We start from the raw sequence: 17,575 nt of genomic DNA on the forward strand, positions 1-17,575 counted from the left end.
GCTCGTAAGGGGCAGAGCCACCCAGTTACGCGACGATAATATCGCTGTCGTCCTCGGCTGACTCCGCCTCGTCGTCACTCTCGGACTCGTCAGACTTGACTTCGTCGTCCTCGGACTCGGTGGGGTCGGAGACTGTCGAGTCGTTTGCATCCGCATCGATAAGACTCGCGTCGTCGGAGGGCTGAGCGGACGTTTCGGCACGGGACATCGCCTGTGCGGGCGATTCGCGGAGATGGGAGTTTGAGTCGTCGGTCTGTTCGTCGGACTCGGCCTGCGCCGTCGTCTCGTCGCTTTGATCGGCAGCTTGCACTTCCGGCTCCGCGTCCGATTCGACGTCAGGTTGGGCGGGCGCGTGACCAACGGGCCGTGATCCGGCCGTGAGGTCAACCTCTACTTGGTCTTCGAGAAGACGGACGCGCTCTTTCGTCTCGACCAATTCTTCGGTCAGGCCATTGACGGCGGCCTGGAGTTCCGCGACTTTTGACTCAAGTTCCTCCACCCGGTTACTCATGGGTGTACTCCCCGTGCGCTGGCACATAAACGTACGTCAGACAGACAGACGGTATCTGACAACTATATTTCATTAATATGGGGTGAAGTAATCGAACACCCACAACCGACTCATCGGAGCTGTCGGTCCAGAAAGCCCTCAGACCAGTCGATAACCCAATCGAACTGCTCGTCGAGAACGTGGTGGCCCACGCCGTCGGCGACGACGCACTCGGCGTCGATACCGGCTTCCTCTAAGCCGTCGTAGAACAACTCCGAAGCCATCGCCGGAAGCACATCGTCGTCGCCGCCGTGCAGGAGCAGCGTCGGCGGGCCCCCGTCGTCAAGGTGCGACGAGGGAGAGGCGAGTTCGTATCGCTCCGGAACCTCGTTCCGTGACCCGCCCAAAAACGCCGTCAGTTCGGCTCTGTCCGGCGTGTGTTCGAAGTTGTACAGCCCACCAACCCCGACTGTCGCGGTCACGGCGTCGGAGGTGTTGGCAACGGCGTCGGAGACGTGGGCAGGGTCGGGTGCGAGTCGCGGGTCGTTGCCCGTGAGAGCGGCGAGAACGGCGAGATGCGCCCCTGTCGAGGGGCCGAACGTAGCGATGCGGTCGGGGGCCACACCGACAGCGTCTGCGTTCGCGCGACACCACCGAATCGCCGCTTTCACGTCGCGTATTGCGGCTGGGAACGTCGCCTCGCGGCTCAAGCGGAAGTCGGGGACGGCGCAGACAAACCGACGTTCCGCAAGCGAGAGTGCGACCTGCGTCAGATCACTCCGGTCGCCCGCGTGCCAGCCGCCGCCGTGGAGCAGGACGACGAGTGCGCGTCGGGCACCTGACCCGCCAGCGGGCCGGTAGACATCGAGTCGGAGCGAACGCTGCGGCGGCGAGGCGAACGTCACGTCGCGGACAACTTCAACCGGCGGCGAACCGAACGATGCTCGCATCTGTCGGGGCGTCACCGTACGGCCGTGAATAGCTTGCGCTTATTCTCGGAGGGGGTGTCCGAGAATAGAGGCAAACTGTGGCAGAATCACCGGTCGTGTGATGACCGTCCCGTTAGTCTTTAGCCGCCCGCCGTCAAATCGCGCGTAATGACCGCGAAGGCGCTCTCTCAGCGCGACCTCGCCACCGTCATCGGGCTGGAGGTCCACGTTCAGCTCGAAACGGACACCAAGATTTTCTGCGGGTGTTCGACCGACGCGGCGGAAGACGAAGAACCGAACACGCGGACGTGCCCGGTCTGTCTCGGCCTACCAGGCGCGCTTCCCGTCCTGAACGAAGGTGCCGTCGAAGCCGCCGTCAAAGTGGGGAAGGCGCTCGACGCGACTGTCGCCGAACACACCCGGTTCCACCGGAAGAACTACTACTACCCCGACCTGCCGAAGAACTTCCAGATCACGCAGTACGACGCACCGATCTGCGCCGACGGCACGCTGGAAGTCTCCGTCGAGGGCGAGCGCCGCGAAGTCGGTATCGAGCGCGCCCACCTCGAAGAGGACCCCGGCAGCCTCCAGCACAAAGGTGGGAGCATCGACACCGCAGATTACACGCTCGTCAACTACAACCGCGCGGGGACGCCGCTAATGGAGATTGTGACGAAACCCGACTTCCGCAGTCCGCAGGAGACCCGGGCGTTCCTGGCTAAGTTGGAGGAAGTCCTCGAATATCTCGGCGTCTTCGACGCGACGCGCGACGGGTCGCTCCGTATCGACGCGAACATCTCGATGGTCCCGGCCGATGAAGTCGGAGACGACGGCAGTATCGCCGACGAGACGCTGGCCGCTGCGAACCGCACCGAGGTGAAGAACATCTCCAGCCACAAGGGCGCAGAGAAAGCGCTCGCCTACGAGGTGACGCGACAGAAGAACGCGATCTCGCGTGGCCGCGCCATCGAACAGGAGACGCGCCACTGGGACGAATCGCGCGGTATCACCGTCTCGATGCGGTCGAAAGAAGAAGAGAAAGACTACCGCTACTTCCGCGAAGCCGACCTGCCGCCCCTCGAGGTCGCAGACTGGAAAGAGAAAATAGACATTCCGGAACTGCCGGATGCCCGCCGCGAACGCTTCCGTGAGGAGTACGGTCTCGATTCGGAATCTGCCTCAAAGCTCACCTCCACGAAGGAAGTCGCAGACTTCTACGAGGACGTGGCTGACAAGTTCGACCCGAGTCTCGCGGCAACGTGGGTGGCCGACAACTTGCTCGGCGAACTCAACTACCGCGACATGCAGATTACGGAGATCACGCACCGGCTGGACGAGTTCACTCGACTGGTCGAACTCGTTGATGCGGGCGACATTACCACAAAGAACGCCGAAGAGGTCGTTCTTCGGCGGATGCTCGACGATGGCGAGTCACCGGACGACATCGTCGAAGCGGAAGGACTCGGCGCGGCTGACGACGACGAAGTTGTCACTGCCGTCACCGAAGCCATCGAGGAGAACCCCGATGCTGTCGAGGACTACCACGCGGGCGAAGGTGGCGCGATCAACTTCCTCGTCGGCCAAGTGATGCAGAAGACCGGCGGGAGCGCAGACCCCGGCGATGTGAACCAGATGCTGCGCGACGAGTTAGACGAGTAGCTCTTCCGCAGTCTGGCGTTTCGTCTCTCAGGTCACCGTTCGCGTACAGCTACGCCGACAGGCAGCCACGCGTGACGACGCAGCGCGACCTACGCTGACTGGCCTGCCTCGTGGATGTACTGTTCGAGTGGAACGAACGCGGTCGAACCGCACGCGGAACACTCGGCCGGTGCCTCGAAGTGATGTGTGTCCCCACGTTTCAGCACTGTCCCGGCGTAGATCGCCTGACAACCCTTGCAGACGTACTGTTCGGGGATATCCGGTGTGTGAGACATGTGCTATTATACATCATATGGCTACTTGGCACTTGTTACGACCAGCAAGACAGTCGGGAACTCCAACTGAGCCACTCAGTCAGCTACCGACGGCGTCTCGTCGGTGTCTCGGTGGGCGTCATCGTCTTCGGTGTCGTCCTCGTCCACGACGGCAGAGCGCCACTCACCGTGGAGGAACCACAGACAGCCGACGACGAAGGTGACGATGCCGGAGAGCGACAGCCCCCACCAGAGACCGGTGACGCCCCACGAGAGGGTGTACGCGAGGACGAATGCCGCCGGAAAGCGGACGACCCACCGGGAGATGAGCGATAGCACCATCGAAACACGGGTTCGGCCGGCACCGCGGAACGCTCCCTGAATTACCATCAGGCCGCCGAGGAACGCCCAGAACGGTGCAATTATCGTGAGCATCTCGACCCCCGCGGCGACAACGGGGGCGTCGTCGATAAACACGCGCATGAAGACAGCGGGGAACGCCCAGACGACGCCTCCGACGGCACCGAGAATCGCCATCGTTCCCGCGGTGGCCTTCCACGTCACTTCCGCCGCACGGTCCGGCGTGTTCGCGCCGAGGTTCTGACCGACACCTGTCGCGGCGGCCTGTCCGACTGCGCCTGAGACGGTCCACGAGACAGACATCAGGCGAAGCCCGATTCCGTAGGCGGCGGTGGCGACAGAACCGAATCGGGCGACGAGTGCAGCGAGGGCAACAGCGGCGAAACTCCGAGCCAAGCCGTCCAGCGTCGCCGGATACCCCACATCAACGAGTTTGCGGAGGAGCGTCGGATCCGGCCGGAGGTCGGGGATGCGAAGGCGCGCCCCCCATCCACCGTGGAGGAGAATCGAGAGTCCGGCGGCGGCGGCGACGATGCGTGCGACAAGCGTTGCGACCGCGGCACCGCGCGTCCCCATCGCCGAGAACGGGCCGTAGCCGAGGATGAAAAGCGGATCCAAAATGACGTTGAGACCGGCGCTGACGACGACCAACCACATCGCCGTGCGGGTATCTCCCGCCCCGCGGAGGACGGCCCGGAAGGCGAAGAAGACGAACGTGAACGGGAGCGTCACGAACAACACTTCGGCGTAGGCGAGTGCTTCAGTGTAGACGCGACCCTGCGCACCGATGAGTGTAAGAAGTTGGTGTCTGCCAAGATAGCCGATGATTGCGAGGAGGACGCCGACGCCGATAGCGAGAAGCAGCGACTGGCCGACGACACGTTCGGCCGCTCGGTCGTCGCCTGCCCCGACGTGCTGGGAGACGAGGGCGACGGCAGCGGCCGTGACGCCCATGGCGACGGAGACGAACATCCACGCGGTGGGGAACATGAGGGAGACGGCGGCGACGGCCTTGGGACCGACGCGACCGACCCAGAACATATCCGCGAGATTGTAGAACGTCTGGAGGAGATTCCCCGCGACGAGAGGCCACGAGAGAGAGACGAGTTTTGGCGTAATCGCCCCGCTTGTCATGTCGATTCGACTTCGGCGTCCTGACACAGTACCCTCACGTTTACGTACTGATACGTATGTGTTGGGGGAGTTGTTCCGGCTTGCCGATTTTTGGACGACGGGCGATGTGATCCGAGGAACGACGCGGTGACGAACGCCGCCAACACGTTCGTCCACGCGCACGTCCGCTCGCACGCCCGCGCTGGCCGTCGATTCCCTCGGAATCGGCGCGAAAGGTTTAGGCCACGCCCTCGCATATCGCCGCTCAATGAGTAAGGGCCCCGAACTCATCATCACGGAGAAGGACAACGCCGCTCGGCGTATCGCTGACATCCTGAGCGGCGAGTCCGCGGAGGCCGATCGGATCAACGGCGTGAACGTCTACAAGTGGGGCGGAAAGCGCTGTATCGGTCTGTCGGGTCACGTCGTCGGCGTCGATTTCCCGCCGGAGTACAACGACTGGCGCGACGTCGAACCGGTCGAACTCATCGACGCGCCCATCGACAAACACCCGACGCAAGAGAACATCGTCGCCGCGCTACGTCGCCTCGCACGCAACGCCCGCCGCGTCGTCATCGCCACTGACTACGACCGCGAGGGCGAACTCATCGGGAAAGAGGCGTACGAACTCGTCCGCGACGTGAACGAGGACGTGCCCGTAGACCGCGTCCGCTTTTCCTCCATCACCGACCGCGAGGTAACCGAAGCGTTCGACAACCCCGACGGACTCGACTTCAACCTCGCAGCGGCGGGCGAGGCGAGACAGATCGTAGACTTGGTGTGGGGTGCCGCACTCACGCGCTTTCTCTCTCTGTCGGCGCGGCAACTCGGCGACGACTTCATCTCCGTCGGTCGGGTGCAAGGTCCCACGCTGAAACTCATCGTAGACCGCGAACGCGAAATCGAGGCGTTCGATCCCGAGGACTACTGGGAACTGTTCGCTGACCTGCAGAAGGATTCGGAGTCGTTCGAGGCGCAGTACTTCTATCTCGACGAAGACGGCAACGAGGCCGAGCGCGTCTGGGACGGCGACGACGCCGAAGAAGCGTACGAGACGCTTCGCAACGTCGAGGCGGCCACTGTGGACTCCGTTCGCCGCCGCACCCGGACGGACGACCCACCGGCCCCGTTCAACACGACGCAGTTCATCCGTGCAGCAGGGTCGCTCGGCTACTCTGCCCAGCGCGCGATGAGCATCGCCGAAGACCTCTACACGGCCGGGTATATCACGTATCCGCGGACGGACAACACCGTCTATCCGGAAGATTTGGACCCGCGAGAACTTCTCGATGCGTTCACCGCCAACCGGACGTTCGGCGACGACGCCCAGAACCTCCTCGAACAAGAGGAGATAGAACCCACCGCGGGCGACAACGAGACGACCGACCACCCGCCCATCCATCCGACTGGCGAACTCCCCTCGCGGTCGGACCTCACGGAGGACGAGTGGGACGTGTACGAACTGGTCGTCCGGCGCTTCTTCGCTACTGTCGCAGAATCCGCAAAGTGGGAACACCTCCGCGTCGTCGCCGATGCGGGCGGGCTCTCCTTGAAGGCAAACGGCAAGCGACTGGTGAAAGCGGGCTACCACGAAGTGTACCCGTACTTCAACTCCTCAGAGTCGTTCGTCCCCGACGTAGCGGAGGGCGAATCGCTCGCCGTCACGGACACGGAGATTGAGGAAAAGCAGACCCAACCGCCCCGTCGCTACGGCCAGTCGCGCCTCATCGAGACGATGGAGAAGATGGGTATCGGGACGAAGGCGACGCGGCACGACGTGATTCAGAAACTCTACGACCGCAACTACATCGAGAGCGATCCGCCGCGACCGACGCGACTCGCCCGCGCCGTCGTCGAGGCGTCCGAGGAGTTCGCCGAACTCATCGTGAGCGAGGAGATGACCGCCCAGTTGGAGGCGGACATGCAGGCTATCGCCCGCGGCGACGCCTCTCTCGACGACGTGACTGCGGAGTCCAGAGAGATTCTCGAAGACGTGTTCGAGGGGCTGATGGAATCGGGCGACGAAGTGGGGAAACACCTCCAGAAGTCGCTGAAAGCGGACAAAACAGTGGGTGCGTGTCCGGAATCCGATCACGACCTCGTGGTTCGGAAAAGCCGCCGCGGGTCCTACTTCATCGGCTGTGACGGGTACCCGGACTGCACCTACACGCTCCCGCTCCCCTCGACTGGCAAACCGCTCATCATGGACGAGGAGTGTGACGAACACGGTCTGAGCCACGTGAAGATGCTCGCCGGCCGGAAGACGTTCGTCCACGGCTGTCCACTCTGTAAGGCCGAAGAGGCCGACGCCGAGGAGGACTTGATCATCGGCGACTGTCCGGAATGTGGGGCGGGCGCGGAATCGGAGACGCCGCAAAACGGAGACGGTGAAACCGACGGCGAACACGGCGAGTTGGCGATAAAGCGTCTCCGCTCCGGTTCTCGACTTGTCGGCTGTACCCGCTATCCCGACTGCGACTACTCGTTGCCCCTCCCGCGTCGCGGCGACATCGAGGTGACGGACGAGGAATGTGAGGAACACGACCTGCCGGAGATTCGAATCACCTACGACGACAGCGACCGGGAACCGTGGGACCTCGGCTGTCCTATCTGCAACTATCGTGCGTACCAAGCCGAACAGGCCGGCGGCGACGAACTCCAGAGCGTGAAGGGAATTGGCGAGAAGACCGCCGAGAAACTGAAAGCCGCCGGTATCGAGGACGTTCCCTCGCTGAAAGAGGCCGAACCGGATGCACTTGCGGACCTAGTGGACGGCGTTGGACCGGATACAGTTCGGAAGTGGCAGTCTGCGGCCGATTAACTACTGCCATTTATCGTTCGAGAGAGCTTCGCTCCTCGGCCGAAAACCGCTCCGAGAGCGTACAGAGTAGTGCGCTCAGTAGAATGCGGGCCGCAATCGCTCGGCGGTTACTCCGTGTGAGTGTTGGAAACCAAAGAACCCCGATCTGGTCAGTAATCTGACTCCAAACGGTGCATAGACACTCCTCATCCGCGCCATTTTTATCACTCCCCGGTGGTAGTTCCGCCAATGACCGGGCCTTGGACCGACTGGAACCACGTTCTCAAAGTGGACCCAGACAAAGACCTCATAGACGGCGAGACGTTCGAGGATGTCTGTCAAACCGGAACGGACGCCATCGAAATCGGCGGTACCCTCGACATCACCGCGGACAAGATGCAACGGGTGGTGGACGCCTGTGCCGAGTACGACGTCCCGCTGTATCAGGAACCGTCGAACCCCGGCGTCGTCATAGACGACGACGCACTGGATGGCTACCTCATCCCGACCGTTTTCAACGCGAAAGACGCCTTCTGGATCACGGGCGCGCACAAAGAGTGGGTCCGGATCGAGAACGGGATGGACTGGGGACGCACGCACACTGAGGCGTACATCGTCCTCAATCCGGAGGCTTCCGTCGCCCAACTGACCGATGCCAACTGCGATCAGAGCGCAGACGATGTCGCCTCCTACGCTTCCGTCGCCGAACGAATGTTCGGACAAGAAATCGTCTACGTGGAATACTCGGGCATGTTCGGCGACACCGAGAAAGTGCAAGCCGCACACGACGCGCTGGACGACGCCACGCTGTTCTACGGCGGCGGCATCCGCGACTACGACGCCGCCTACGAGATGGGCCAGCACACCGACGTGGTCGTTGTGGGTGACCTCCTCCACGACGAAGGCGTGGACGCGGTGCGAGAAACGGTCGAGGGCGCACGCGACGCGATGGAAGAGCGCGCCGAAGCCGAAGCGTAAGACCTGCAGTTTTTCGACTGTCTCACTTCTCCGACCTCGATTCGTTCGATGAGCGCAAGTACGAATCACACCTCCGATAGGTGTTCCTCTGAGAGGCGTCCATCGGTGCCGACCGCATCGACGCCGTCAGCGGGAGCGGTGTCGGAAAGCGGGGACGCAAGGGGATCACCACCGTCTCTACTGACGACGCCCGCCAGTGCAGATGCCGCGACGACGAGGGCGACGAACGAGACAACCGCGCCGAGAGGTTCGCCGACGAACGGAATGACACCGAGTGCGAGCCGAGCAAAACGTGCGGCGACGCCGACACCGAGGACGAGGCCGAATACGCGATGGAACCGGCGACGACGGGCGACCGCCACTACGTCCGTCAGGAGATGCCGGCCCATGGTATCGCTGGAGGCGAGTGCGACAAGCGTCGCTACCGAGAGAAATCCGCCGGCCAGTTCAAGAAACGCGACCGCGACGAGTGCGGCCACCGCGCCATAGTCCGGTGAGAACGCGTAGTGGCCGATGTACGCGAGCGACGACGCCCCGCGAAGCATCCGGTCGTAGCCGACGACGGTGATAATCGCCACTGCCGGGGCGTGAAGCGGTCCTGTGGTGACAGCGACACGGAGTCCGTCGCGGAAGATCGAATGCCAACCATCGAACGCGGGAACACCATCGCCTCGCACCCGGTAGCGGATCGCGCGGACGGCGTACCCGAGAAGCAGAACGCCGACAACGGGGGCCGAAACAGTTGCGAGCGACAGAAGCGTTCCCACGACGAGCGTGTCAGTTCGGTCGCGGTCGAGCAGGTCGCGGAGATCAGCGAGCGCATCGAACATCGGTGAGCCGTCTGGTCCCGTTCCGGTATGTAAACGTTCGTGCGGCCAAGACGAGAGCGTCTTCGAATCGAACGTGTGTTTCTACTCCGCACAGCGGTCCGAAACGACCGTTTTTAAGACCGGGCGGGCGGAATCACGCCACATGCAGAACCGAACTTACACGGCAGACGCCGAACCCGGCGACAGCGTCACCGTCGCGGGGTGGGTTCACGAGGTCCGTGACCTCGGAGGCATCGCCTTTCTCATCCTGCGAGACAAGAGCGGCAAGATTCAGATCAAACTCGAAAAAGACGAGATGGACGAAGAGCTCGTCGAGACGGGTCTCGACGTGGCCCGCGAGAGCGTCGTCTCCGTCTCCGGCGACGTAAAGGAGGAGCCGCGCGCCCCGACGGGCGTCGAAGTCGTCCCCGAGGACATCGACGTGATGGCCGAGGCCGACACGCAACTGCCTCTCGACCCGTCCGGAAAGGTTGACGCGGAACTCTCGACGCGCCTCGACAACCGGACGCTCGACCTCCGCAAGGACGAGGTGAAGGCCGTCTTCGAGATCCGCGCAGAAATTCTCCGCTCGGTCCGCGACGCCTTCCGTGGCCTCAACGCGACGGAGATCAACACGCCGAAAATCGTCGCTACCGGTACCGAGGGCGGCACAGAGCTGTTCCCAATCACGTACTTCGGCCAAGAGGCGTTCATGAACCAGTCGCCCCAGCTGTTCAAACAGCTCATGGTCGGCTCGGGTCTCGAACGCGTCTTCGAGGTCGGTCCGATTTTCCGCGCCGAAGAACACAACACGCCGCGACACCTGAACGAGGCGACTTCCATCGACTTCGAGTCGGCGTTCTTCGACCACACGGAAGCGATGGACGCCTGCGAACACGTCGTCAAGGCCGCCTACGAGGGCGTCGCCGAGAACTGTCAGCGCGAACTCGAAACGCTCGGTCTCGCAGAGGAGTTCGAGGTTCCCGAGGGCGAGTTCCCGCGTCTCACCTACGAGGAGGCCATCGAGCGAATCAACGCGACGGGCGAACTCGACGAGCAACTCGTCTGGGGCGACGACCTGCCCACGGAGGGCGAGCGCGCACTCGGTGAGGACGTTGGTGAACACTACTTCATCACCGACTGGCCGTCCGAGATCAAGCCGTTCTACATCAAGGACCACGACGACGACGAGACCCTCTCGACGGGCTTCGACATGATGCACCCGCGGATGGAACTCGTCTCCGGTGGGCAGCGTGAACACCGCTTCGAACACCTCGTCGCCGGCTTCGAACAGCAGGGTCTTGACCCCGATCAGTTCGAGTACTACACGAAGATGTTCAAATACGGCATGCCCCCGCACGCAGGCTGGGGTCTCGGTGGCGAGCGTCTCGTGATGACGATGCTCGGTCTGGACAACATCCGCGAAGCGGTTCTGTTCCCACGAGATCGCCAGCGATTGAGCCCATAGGGCGAAATCGTGGTCTCTTGGGAACAGGGAGCGGCTTTGCCGCGACCGTGTTCCCACGAGATCGCCAGCGTCTGAGTCCGTAGGACGAAGACGTGGCGAGCAAACGAGACGAGCGCATGCGAGTCTCGTCAGATCGCCAGCGACTCTCTCCGGAGAGTCGCTACCGGGAACGCGGGAGCCAGAAAAGCGAGCGAAGCGAGCTTTTCGCTGTTCCCGCGAGACAGACAGCGGTTGTCGCACGGCCGTATTTATTCCCGAGAGAAGAACGACGAGGAGAGACATCGAGCGTTCAAGGGAACCAAGCGCAGCGAAAGAACGATGATGCCGCCATCAATAATGATAGGTGAGTAACAGCCATGGATGACGACGTGGACGATGGGGACGGCGAGACAGCACTCCAGAAGGCCGTTGGCGGCGTCGTCATCGCGCTCGTCTTGCTCATCGCGTTCACACTCCTCGCCCTCGACGTCTCGTTCTTCTGGGTGGCGTTCCCCGTCGGATTTGGGGGCGTACTCCCCGCAGCTATTGGCATAACGAAGTGGTACGAACAGCGTCAGAAACAGAACACGCACGCCGACAAGCCAAGCGAGACGGAGGAAGCACTAGAGACGCTTCGCCGTCGGTACGCGACCGGTGAGATCGACGAAGCGGAGTTCGAACGCCGAGTCGAGCGACTACTCGGAACCGAGACGGTCGAAGACGCCGAATCCTACGTCAGTACACCAACCGAGCAAGAGCGGGAACTCGAACGGTGACAGACTGCATCTGACGAAGAAGAGTCTCGAACGCGTGTCGAAACCGTTCCGGACATAACAGTTGGAGTGCCAACTGCGAGCATGACCGACGAGGCGACGGCGTTCGTCCCCGGACACATTACGGGCTTTTTCAGCGCCCATCCCGACGAGAACCCCGAAATCGCGGGGTCGCGCGGGGCGGGCGTCGCCCTCAGCCACGGCGTTCGAGTGACGGTCCGCCGGGTCGATGGCAACGCGGTGTCGAACAACCACGTGGCGACCGACGACACGAGAGAAAATACGGCAGATGACCGACCGGACGAGGCGACACTCAACGGCGACACGATTTCGATGCCGCCCGTGGATACCGTCCGACGGTCGCTGGGCGTTCCCAACGCGGAAGTCAAAGCCGAGACGCCGCTCCCGCTCGGGTCCGGATTCGGCGTGAGCGGTGCGATGGCGCTGGGGACCGCCTACGCCGCGAACGCTGTCTTCGATGCCGAACACTCGGAGAACGAACTCGTCACCGTCGCCCACCGCGCGGAAGTCGAGGCCGGAACAGGCCTCGGCGACGTGGTGGCACAGGCGCGCGGTGGTCTACCGATCCGACTCGAACCGGGCGCACCCGGGCATGGCACGATGGACGGCGTTCCCGAATGTCCGCGTGTGGAGTATCTCACGTTCGGCGAGGTTTCGACGGCCGAAGTGCTGTCGGGCGACACGACGACGCTCACCGCCGCGGGCGAGCGTGCCCTCTCAGATCTCCGCGAACGACCGACGGCCGACCGATTCCTCTCGCTCTCCCGGCAGTTCGCCCGCGAGGCTGACCTCACGACCGACCGCGTGGAGTCAGTTATCGCCGACGTTCGGGCCGCGGGCGGCGACGCCTCGATGGCGATGCTCGGTGAAACCGTGTTCGCGTTCGGGACGGCGCTCTCGGACGCTGGCTACGACCCGGAAGTTTGTGACGTACACCCCGCCGGGTCGAGTCTCGTCGTCGAGTAGTCAGCTGGACACGATGCCAGCTGTACCGTCGCGCATCGTCCCGTTTTTCTCGCCAGGGTGCCCACAGTTGTCCATGAGCGATATCGAGATTCCGGAGAGCCACCCGCGCTACCTCTCGCTCCTCACGCGACACCGCATCGAGGAGGGCGTGGAGAAAGGAATCACCTCGAAACAGGGCCTCATCGCCGAGGGACGTGGCGAGGCGTTCGACTATCTTCTCGGAGAGGAAACGACCGCTTCGGCGGACGCCGCCGAACGCGCCGCGGCCGCGCAGTTGCTCCTCGCGGAGCATCCGGTGCTGTCGGTGAACGGCAACGTCGCTGCCCTCGTCCCCGGCGAGATGGTCGAGCTGGCCGAGGCCGTGGACGCGGACCTCGAAGTGAACCTGTTCAACCGCACCGAAGAGCGGATGCGCGCCATCGCCGACCATCTGCGCGAACACGGAGCCGAGGACGTGAAAGGACTGACCGCCGATGGTCGTATTCCGAATCTCGACCACGAGCGCGCGAAGGTGGACGCCGACGGCATCGGAGCGGCCGACGTGGTTCTCGTCCCCCTCGAAGACGGTGACAGAGCGGAAGCCCTCGCCGCGATGGGGAAAGTCGAAATCGTCGTTGACCTCAACCCCATGTCCCGGTCCGCCCAGTCGGCCGCGATTCCCATCGTGGACAACATCATCCGCGCGGTTCCGAACGTCACCGACCACGCGCGCGACCTGACGGACGCCACCGAAGAGGAACGAGAGAAAATCGTCCGCGAGTTCGACCGCGAGGCAGCGTTGCGCGAGGCCGAAGACGCGATTCGCAGCGGCGAGTTGGACTGACAACGCGAGTTTCGAACCCGCTCGAATCAGTCAGTCGAACCCGCTGACCAGCACGGCTACCCACTGCGCCGGATCGCGCCGTCGCCGGACTTCGATACTATCTACCCACTTTATCCACTGGAACCCGCGCCTGTCGGGAGCGACGAGTCTACACGGGAAGCCGTGGCCGTGTGTAAGGCGTTCCCCGCCGACGTGCGTTGCCAGCAGCATCTCACGCGCTTCGTCGGTCGGGAACGACCAGCGATAGCCCGTTACCGAGCGGACGGTCACCCACCGGCCAGCCTCAGTCGTACCTGCGGCGTCGAGAACGTCGCCAAGGTGGACGCCGCGCCAGTCGCGTTCGGCGTACCAGCCGCTCGTGCAGTCGAGGAGGACACGGCGATCGGTGTCGGCGTCGGCGGTCAGGGCTTCCGCGGAGAGTTCCAGCGGTGACTCGACCAGCCCACCGACGCGGAGTCGCCACGACTCGGAATCCACCGGGTCGGGGTCGTCCGCGACCCAACTCGTCACCGGGAACGAGGCGTTGCCCGCACCCACGTCGCCCTCCGGCGCGAGGCCGTCACGCTCGATTGGTTTCGACCCGGTGAACCGACGCGCCCGACCGCCGGTGTCGAACGCGGCGTTCACGAGTTCCTGCGCACGCAAAAGGAGTGCGCCGCCGACGAGGAGTGATCCGTACTTGAGGGCGGTTCGGCGGCCCTCGAAGTCCGCTCGCGTCGGCGTGCGAAAGCGGGTGGAGAGATGAAGAAGGACGAGCGGAACGAGAGCGAGTCCGAGACCGATGTGGAGATTCAGCAGGGTCCAGTACGAGGTGACCCGCACGTTGCCGCCGAGAACCCACCATACGCCCGTAGCGAGAGACGAAACGGCGACGGCGGCGGTGAGGGCAGAGAGTCCGGTCGCGCGGTCCCACAGGTCCGAGTCGGTGACGCGGCGACGGACGCGGCGAAACTTGTAGCATAGAAGAAAGACGAGCGTGAGGCCGACGACGGTGTGGAGTTCGAAAAGCGGCCAATGCGAAGGCGCACCCGCGCCGAAACTGAGGACGCCGCTTCCCACCTCGAACAAGACGCACGCGAGGATGGACCAGTCTACGAGTCGCGGCGGCGGTTCGATCCGCGCAAGGAGGCGGCGGACATCCCCGTACGTCATACACACTCTAGCGAGTCTGCGGGAAAGAAGTCGTCGGCGGTGTTTGCCGTCCGTCGCTACTCGTCGGTGGTGTTTGCCGTCCGTCGCTACTCGTTCGCGGGTGCGGCGTCGCCACGGAGTACTGCCGGCAAATCAGCGGGCAATCGGTCTCTGTCGTGGTCATCGTAGAAGTCGATGTCCGGACCGACCGGGACGAGTCGCTTCGGGTTCACATCGCCGTGGCTCATGTAGTAGTGGCGCGTGATATGGTCGATATTGATGGTTTCTGCGACGCCCGGCAGTTGCGCGAGTTCCTTCGTGTAGTTCCAGAGGTTCGGATACTCGTGGATGGCCCGTCGGTTGCACTTGAAGTGGGTGTGATAGACGTGATCGAAGCGAATCAGCGTCACGAACATGGCGATGTCTGCCTCCGTCAGCACGTCGCCCACAACGAATCGCTGGTCTTCGAGAACTGATTCCCAGTGATCTAACGCGTCGAACAGTTCGGTGATCGCTTCGTCGTAGGCGTCCTGTGAGTCAGCGAACCCAGCACGGTAGACGCCGTTGTTGATCGGTTCGTAGATGCTGTCGATACTCTCGTCTACCTCCTCGCGGTAGCCTTCCGGCCAGAGGTCCACGTCGTGTTTTGCGTGCGCGTCGAACTCGGTGTCGAGCATCCGCATGATCTCGCGGGACTCGTTGTTCACGATGGTCTCTCGTTCTTTGTCCCAAAGGACTGGGACCGTGACGCGCCCCGTAAACTCGTCGTCCGCACGGGTGTAGATGTCTCGGAGGTAGTCCTCGCCGTAGAGCGGATCCGGATACTCCGCGGAGAACTCCCAGCCGTCGTTGATGCGGACCGGTTCGACGACGGACAGCGAGATAGCGTCTTCGAGACCCTTCAGTCGGCGCGTCATCGCCGTGCGGTGCGCCCACGGACACGCCCGCGAGATGTAGAGGTGATACCGACCCGACTCGGCCGGGAACTCGGCGTCGGCGTCGTCCCGAATCCAATTGCGGAACGAGGTTTCCTGCCGGTTGAATTCGCCGTCCTCGTTCGTGGATTCGTACGCATCGGTTCGCCACTCGCCGTCGACGAGCATGTTCACCGAACGACACCTCCAGTCCCCAGTTGTCCCGTCATCGCCCCAACTAGGTGGCTGCTGCCAGTAAGTCGTTCGGCAGCGGAAGTCCGCACCGTGACCGACACGGGTTCGGCACCGGTCGAAACGGTTTAGTAGCCAGTGATAACACTAGGTGGTATGTCCGAATTCAGCGGATTCGCGGACGTAAGCGAAGCACAAGTGACACAGGCTATCGCCTCCGACTGGACGGAGGAGTTCATGGACCGCATCGACACCGAGGTCATCATCGTCGGCGGCGGTCCCTCGGGACTCGTCGCGGCGAAAGAACTCGCCGAACGCGATGTGGACGTGACCATCGTCGAGAAGAACAACTACCTCGGCGGCGGCTTCTGGCTGGGTGGCTTCCTGATGAACAAGGTAACGGTCCGTGACCCCGCACAGGAGATTCTCGACGAACTCGGCGTGCCCTACGAGGAAGCGGAGGATGTCGAGGGACTGTACGTCGCGGACGGCCCGCACGCCTGTTCCGCACTCATCAAAGCCGCCTGCGACGCCGGCGCATCGGTCCAGAACATGACGGAGTTCACCGACGTTGTCGTCCGCGAGGACCACCGCGTCGGCGGCGTCGTCCTCAACTGGACACCCGTCCACGCCCTGCCGCGTGAACTCACCTGCGTTGACCCTGTCGCCGTCGAGTCCGACCTCGTCCTCGACGCCACCGGTCACGACGCCGTCGTTATCTCGAAACTGTCCGAACGCGGCGTCCTCAACGCACCGGGTATCGAACACGCCAAAGAGTACAACACCGGGATGGACAAGACGGGCGACGGCGAGTACGGCGCACCCGGCCACGACTCGCCCGGTCACGACTCGATGTGGGTCGCCGAGAGCGAAGACAAAATCGTCGAGCAGACGGGCGTCGTCCACCCCGGCGTCGTCGCCTCGGGCATGGCCGTCGCCACCGTTCACGGCCTGCCGCGCATGGGTCCGACGTTCGGTGCGATGCTCGTCTCCGGCAAGCGCGCCGCCCAGTCGTGCATCGACGAACTCGGTCACGACGCACCCGCCGTGGACTTCTCGTCGCCCGCGCCCGCTGACGACTAACCACCGTTTTCCACGTTCGGGTTTCCTCGGGCCGCTACGTGGCCCTGCGGGAACCCTCATCGAGAAAATCTGGTCCAAAAAGGTTCCGCGAGACTCGGTCTTCGGCCTCGCTCGCGGTACGACTAATAGAACGACTGGCGGTTATCCTCGTCCGTCTTTCGCTGCACCCGTCCCCCGGAGACGCGGGCGAACCCGAGTGCCCGCGTCTCGCGCCGAACGTCTTCACACACTGCTTCGAGTTCGCGGTGAGCAGCGACCAGTCGCTGGTCGAGCAACACCGTCGGCGGCACCTGCAACTGGTCACCAGTGCCCGGTGGCGATGAAGCGCGGACGAGCGCCCGAAACACCCAGTTGAGTGGTCTGAGCGGCGTCCGCGTCGTTCGCCCGAGGTCGGCGAGTGCGAGTCGGCCACCGGAACCGACCAGTTCGGCCCACGTGCGAACTGCCGCAGCAGGGTCCGACAGCATCCCCGAAACGAACGTGGCGACGACGGCGTCGGCAGCAGCGACCGGGGGACGAGTCGCGTCGCCGCGGACGACGTGAACGTTCTCCCACTCTTTCTTCCGAATCCGGTCACGGGCGACGGCGAGGACACCGGGCGTGAAGTCCACGCCGACAACAGTCCCCTCGGACCCGACTCGATCTCTCAGGTACGCGAAGTTCGCACCCGTCCCACAGCCCATCTCCACGATGGTATCGCCGGGAGTGAGGGCGAGTGCGTCCGCGACAGCCCGACGAAGCCCGTGGACGCCCGGCGTCCACCGCGCGATGAGGTCGTACACCGCCGCGTACCGGGTGTAGAACTCCTGCGTGGTGGTGACGCCGTCGGTCAT

16 protein-coding genes are annotated in these 17,575 nt (G+C 63.5%); 8 read left to right on the forward strand and 8 right to left on the reverse strand.

Annotation, left to right across the window (positions count from 1 at the left end; all coding sequences use genetic code 11):
- Positions 1-25: 25 nt before the first annotated feature.
- Both gerPC and HBOR_RS12225 read right to left on the reverse strand, forming a co-directional pair.
- Complete coding sequence (gerPC, locus tag HBOR_RS12220; protein ID WP_174261572.1) at positions 26-511, reverse strand: spore germination protein GerPC; 486 nt, start codon at positions 509-511, stop codon at positions 26-28.
- A gap of 110 nt (positions 512-621) precedes the next feature.
- Complete coding sequence (locus HBOR_RS12225; protein WP_006056453.1) at positions 622-1,440, reverse strand: alpha/beta hydrolase; 819 nt, start codon at positions 1,438-1,440, stop codon at positions 622-624.
- A gap of 147 nt (positions 1,441-1,587) precedes the next feature.
- On the opposite strand from HBOR_RS12225, the gene gatB reads away from it, so the two are divergent.
- Positions 1,588-3,078, forward strand: a complete 1,491-nt coding sequence (gene gatB / locus HBOR_RS12230; RefSeq protein WP_006056452.1) for an Asp-tRNA(Asn)/Glu-tRNA(Gln) amidotransferase subunit GatB — start codon at positions 1,588-1,590, stop codon at positions 3,076-3,078.
- Positions 3,079-3,167: 89 nt separating this feature from the next.
- Here gatB and HBOR_RS12235 read toward each other — a convergent pair whose 3' ends face one another.
- Entirely contained in the window at positions 3,168-3,353 is a 186-nt protein-coding gene (locus tag HBOR_RS12235) for a hypothetical protein (protein WP_006056451.1), read from the reverse strand.
- A gap of 75 nt (positions 3,354-3,428) precedes the next feature.
- Positions 3,429-4,826 (reverse strand): MATE family efflux transporter, encoded by a 1,398-nt coding sequence (locus tag HBOR_RS12240; protein WP_006056450.1) that lies wholly within the window; start codon positions 4,824-4,826, stop codon positions 3,429-3,431.
- 247 nt (positions 4,827-5,073) lie between these two features.
- Here HBOR_RS12240 and HBOR_RS12245 point away from each other — a divergent pair, with 247 nt between their 5' ends.
- Together HBOR_RS12245 and HBOR_RS12250 are read left to right on the forward strand one after the other, a co-directional pair.
- Positions 5,074-7,626 (forward strand): DNA topoisomerase I, encoded by a 2,553-nt coding sequence (locus HBOR_RS12245; RefSeq protein ID WP_006056449.1) that lies wholly within the window; start codon positions 5,074-5,076, stop codon positions 7,624-7,626.
- A gap of 228 nt (positions 7,627-7,854) precedes the next feature.
- Positions 7,855-8,583 carry a phosphoglycerol geranylgeranyltransferase gene (locus tag HBOR_RS12250; RefSeq protein WP_006056448.1) on the forward strand — a complete coding sequence of 243 codons (729 nt, stop codon included), beginning with the start codon at positions 7,855-7,857 and terminating at the stop codon, positions 8,581-8,583.
- Between the two features lie 65 nt (positions 8,584-8,648).
- Here HBOR_RS12250 and HBOR_RS12255 read toward each other — a convergent pair whose 3' ends face one another.
- Positions 8,649-9,413 (reverse strand): DUF4013 domain-containing protein, encoded by a 765-nt coding sequence (locus HBOR_RS12255; RefSeq protein WP_006056447.1) that lies wholly within the window; start codon positions 9,411-9,413, stop codon positions 8,649-8,651.
- Positions 9,414-9,555: 142 nt separating this feature from the next.
- On the opposite strand from HBOR_RS12255, the gene aspS reads away from it, so the two are divergent.
- From aspS to HBOR_RS12275, 4 genes are all read left to right on the forward strand, one after another.
- On the forward strand, positions 9,556-10,860 hold the full coding sequence (gene aspS, locus HBOR_RS12260; protein ID WP_006056446.1) for an aspartate--tRNA(Asn) ligase: 1,305 nt from the start codon (positions 9,556-9,558) through the stop codon (positions 10,858-10,860).
- A gap of 356 nt (positions 10,861-11,216) precedes the next feature.
- Positions 11,217-11,615 (forward strand): SHOCT domain-containing protein, encoded by a 399-nt coding sequence (locus HBOR_RS12265; RefSeq protein ID WP_006056445.1) that lies wholly within the window; start codon positions 11,217-11,219, stop codon positions 11,613-11,615.
- A gap of 81 nt (positions 11,616-11,696) precedes the next feature.
- The gene (locus HBOR_RS12270; protein WP_006056444.1) at positions 11,697-12,599 is read left to right on the forward strand and encodes a pantoate kinase; all 903 of its coding nucleotides are present in this window, start codon (positions 11,697-11,699) and stop codon (positions 12,597-12,599) included.
- A 73-nt stretch (positions 12,600-12,672) separates the two neighbouring features.
- Complete coding sequence (locus tag HBOR_RS12275) at positions 12,673-13,422, forward strand: 4-phosphopantoate--beta-alanine ligase (RefSeq protein ID WP_006056443.1); 750 nt, start codon at positions 12,673-12,675, stop codon at positions 13,420-13,422.
- 30 nt (positions 13,423-13,452) lie between these two features.
- Here HBOR_RS12275 and HBOR_RS12280 read toward each other — a convergent pair whose 3' ends face one another.
- The gene (locus HBOR_RS12280; protein ID WP_006056442.1) at positions 13,453-14,574 is read right to left on the reverse strand and encodes a molybdopterin-dependent oxidoreductase; all 1,122 of its coding nucleotides are present in this window, start codon (positions 14,572-14,574) and stop codon (positions 13,453-13,455) included.
- 86 nt (positions 14,575-14,660) lie between these two features.
- Positions 14,661-15,662, reverse strand: coding sequence for a glutathione S-transferase family protein (locus HBOR_RS12285; RefSeq protein WP_049890492.1), 1,002 nt, complete (start codon positions 15,660-15,662; stop codon positions 14,661-14,663).
- Positions 15,663-15,815: 153 nt separating this feature from the next.
- On the opposite strand from HBOR_RS12285, the gene HBOR_RS12290 reads away from it, so the two are divergent.
- Positions 15,816-16,742 carry a sulfide-dependent adenosine diphosphate thiazole synthase gene (locus HBOR_RS12290; protein WP_006056440.1) on the forward strand — a complete coding sequence of 309 codons (927 nt, stop codon included), beginning with the start codon at positions 15,816-15,818 and terminating at the stop codon, positions 16,740-16,742.
- Positions 16,743-16,864: 122 nt separating this feature from the next.
- Here HBOR_RS12290 and HBOR_RS12295 read toward each other — a convergent pair whose 3' ends face one another.
- Complete coding sequence (locus HBOR_RS12295; protein ID WP_013440675.1) at positions 16,865-17,575, reverse strand: class I SAM-dependent methyltransferase; 711 nt, start codon at positions 17,573-17,575, stop codon at positions 16,865-16,867.

This window comes from Halogeometricum borinquense DSM 11551 (assembly GCF_000172995.2).
Lineage (GTDB): Archaea > Halobacteriota > Halobacteria > Halobacteriales > Haloferacaceae > Halogeometricum > Halogeometricum borinquense.

Coding starts and splice junctions, on each gene's coding strand:
- gerPC (WP_174261572.1), bottom strand. CDS start 511: ATGAGTAACCGGGTGGAGGAACTTGAGTCAAAAGTCGCGGAACTCCAG.
- HBOR_RS12225 (WP_006056453.1), bottom strand. CDS start 1,440: ATGCGAGCATCGTTCGGTTCGCCGCCGGTTGAAGTTGTCCGCGACGTG.
- gatB (WP_006056452.1), top strand. CDS start 1,588: ATGACCGCGAAGGCGCTCTCTCAGCGCGACCTCGCCACCGTCATCGGG.
- HBOR_RS12235 (WP_006056451.1), bottom strand. CDS start 3,353: ATGTCTCACACACCGGATATCCCCGAACAGTACGTCTGCAAGGGTTGT.
- HBOR_RS12240 (WP_006056450.1), bottom strand. CDS start 4,826: ATGACAAGCGGGGCGATTACGCCAAAACTCGTCTCTCTCTCGTGGCCT.
- HBOR_RS12245 (WP_006056449.1), top strand. CDS start 5,074: ATGAGTAAGGGCCCCGAACTCATCATCACGGAGAAGGACAACGCCGCT.
- HBOR_RS12250 (WP_006056448.1), top strand. CDS start 7,855: ATGACCGGGCCTTGGACCGACTGGAACCACGTTCTCAAAGTGGACCCA.
- HBOR_RS12255 (WP_006056447.1), bottom strand. CDS start 9,413: ATGTTCGATGCGCTCGCTGATCTCCGCGACCTGCTCGACCGCGACCGA.
- aspS (WP_006056446.1), top strand. CDS start 9,556: ATGCAGAACCGAACTTACACGGCAGACGCCGAACCCGGCGACAGCGTC.
- HBOR_RS12265 (WP_006056445.1), top strand. CDS start 11,217: ATGGATGACGACGTGGACGATGGGGACGGCGAGACAGCACTCCAGAAG.
- HBOR_RS12270 (WP_006056444.1), top strand. CDS start 11,697: ATGACCGACGAGGCGACGGCGTTCGTCCCCGGACACATTACGGGCTTT.
- HBOR_RS12275 (WP_006056443.1), top strand. CDS start 12,673: ATGAGCGATATCGAGATTCCGGAGAGCCACCCGCGCTACCTCTCGCTC.
- HBOR_RS12280 (WP_006056442.1), bottom strand. CDS start 14,574: ATGACGTACGGGGATGTCCGCCGCCTCCTTGCGCGGATCGAACCGCCG.
- HBOR_RS12290 (WP_006056440.1), top strand. CDS start 15,816: ATGTCCGAATTCAGCGGATTCGCGGACGTAAGCGAAGCACAAGTGACA.
- HBOR_RS12295 (WP_013440675.1), bottom strand. CDS start 17,575: ATGACCGACGGCGTCACCACCACGCAGGAGTTCTACACCCGGTACGCG.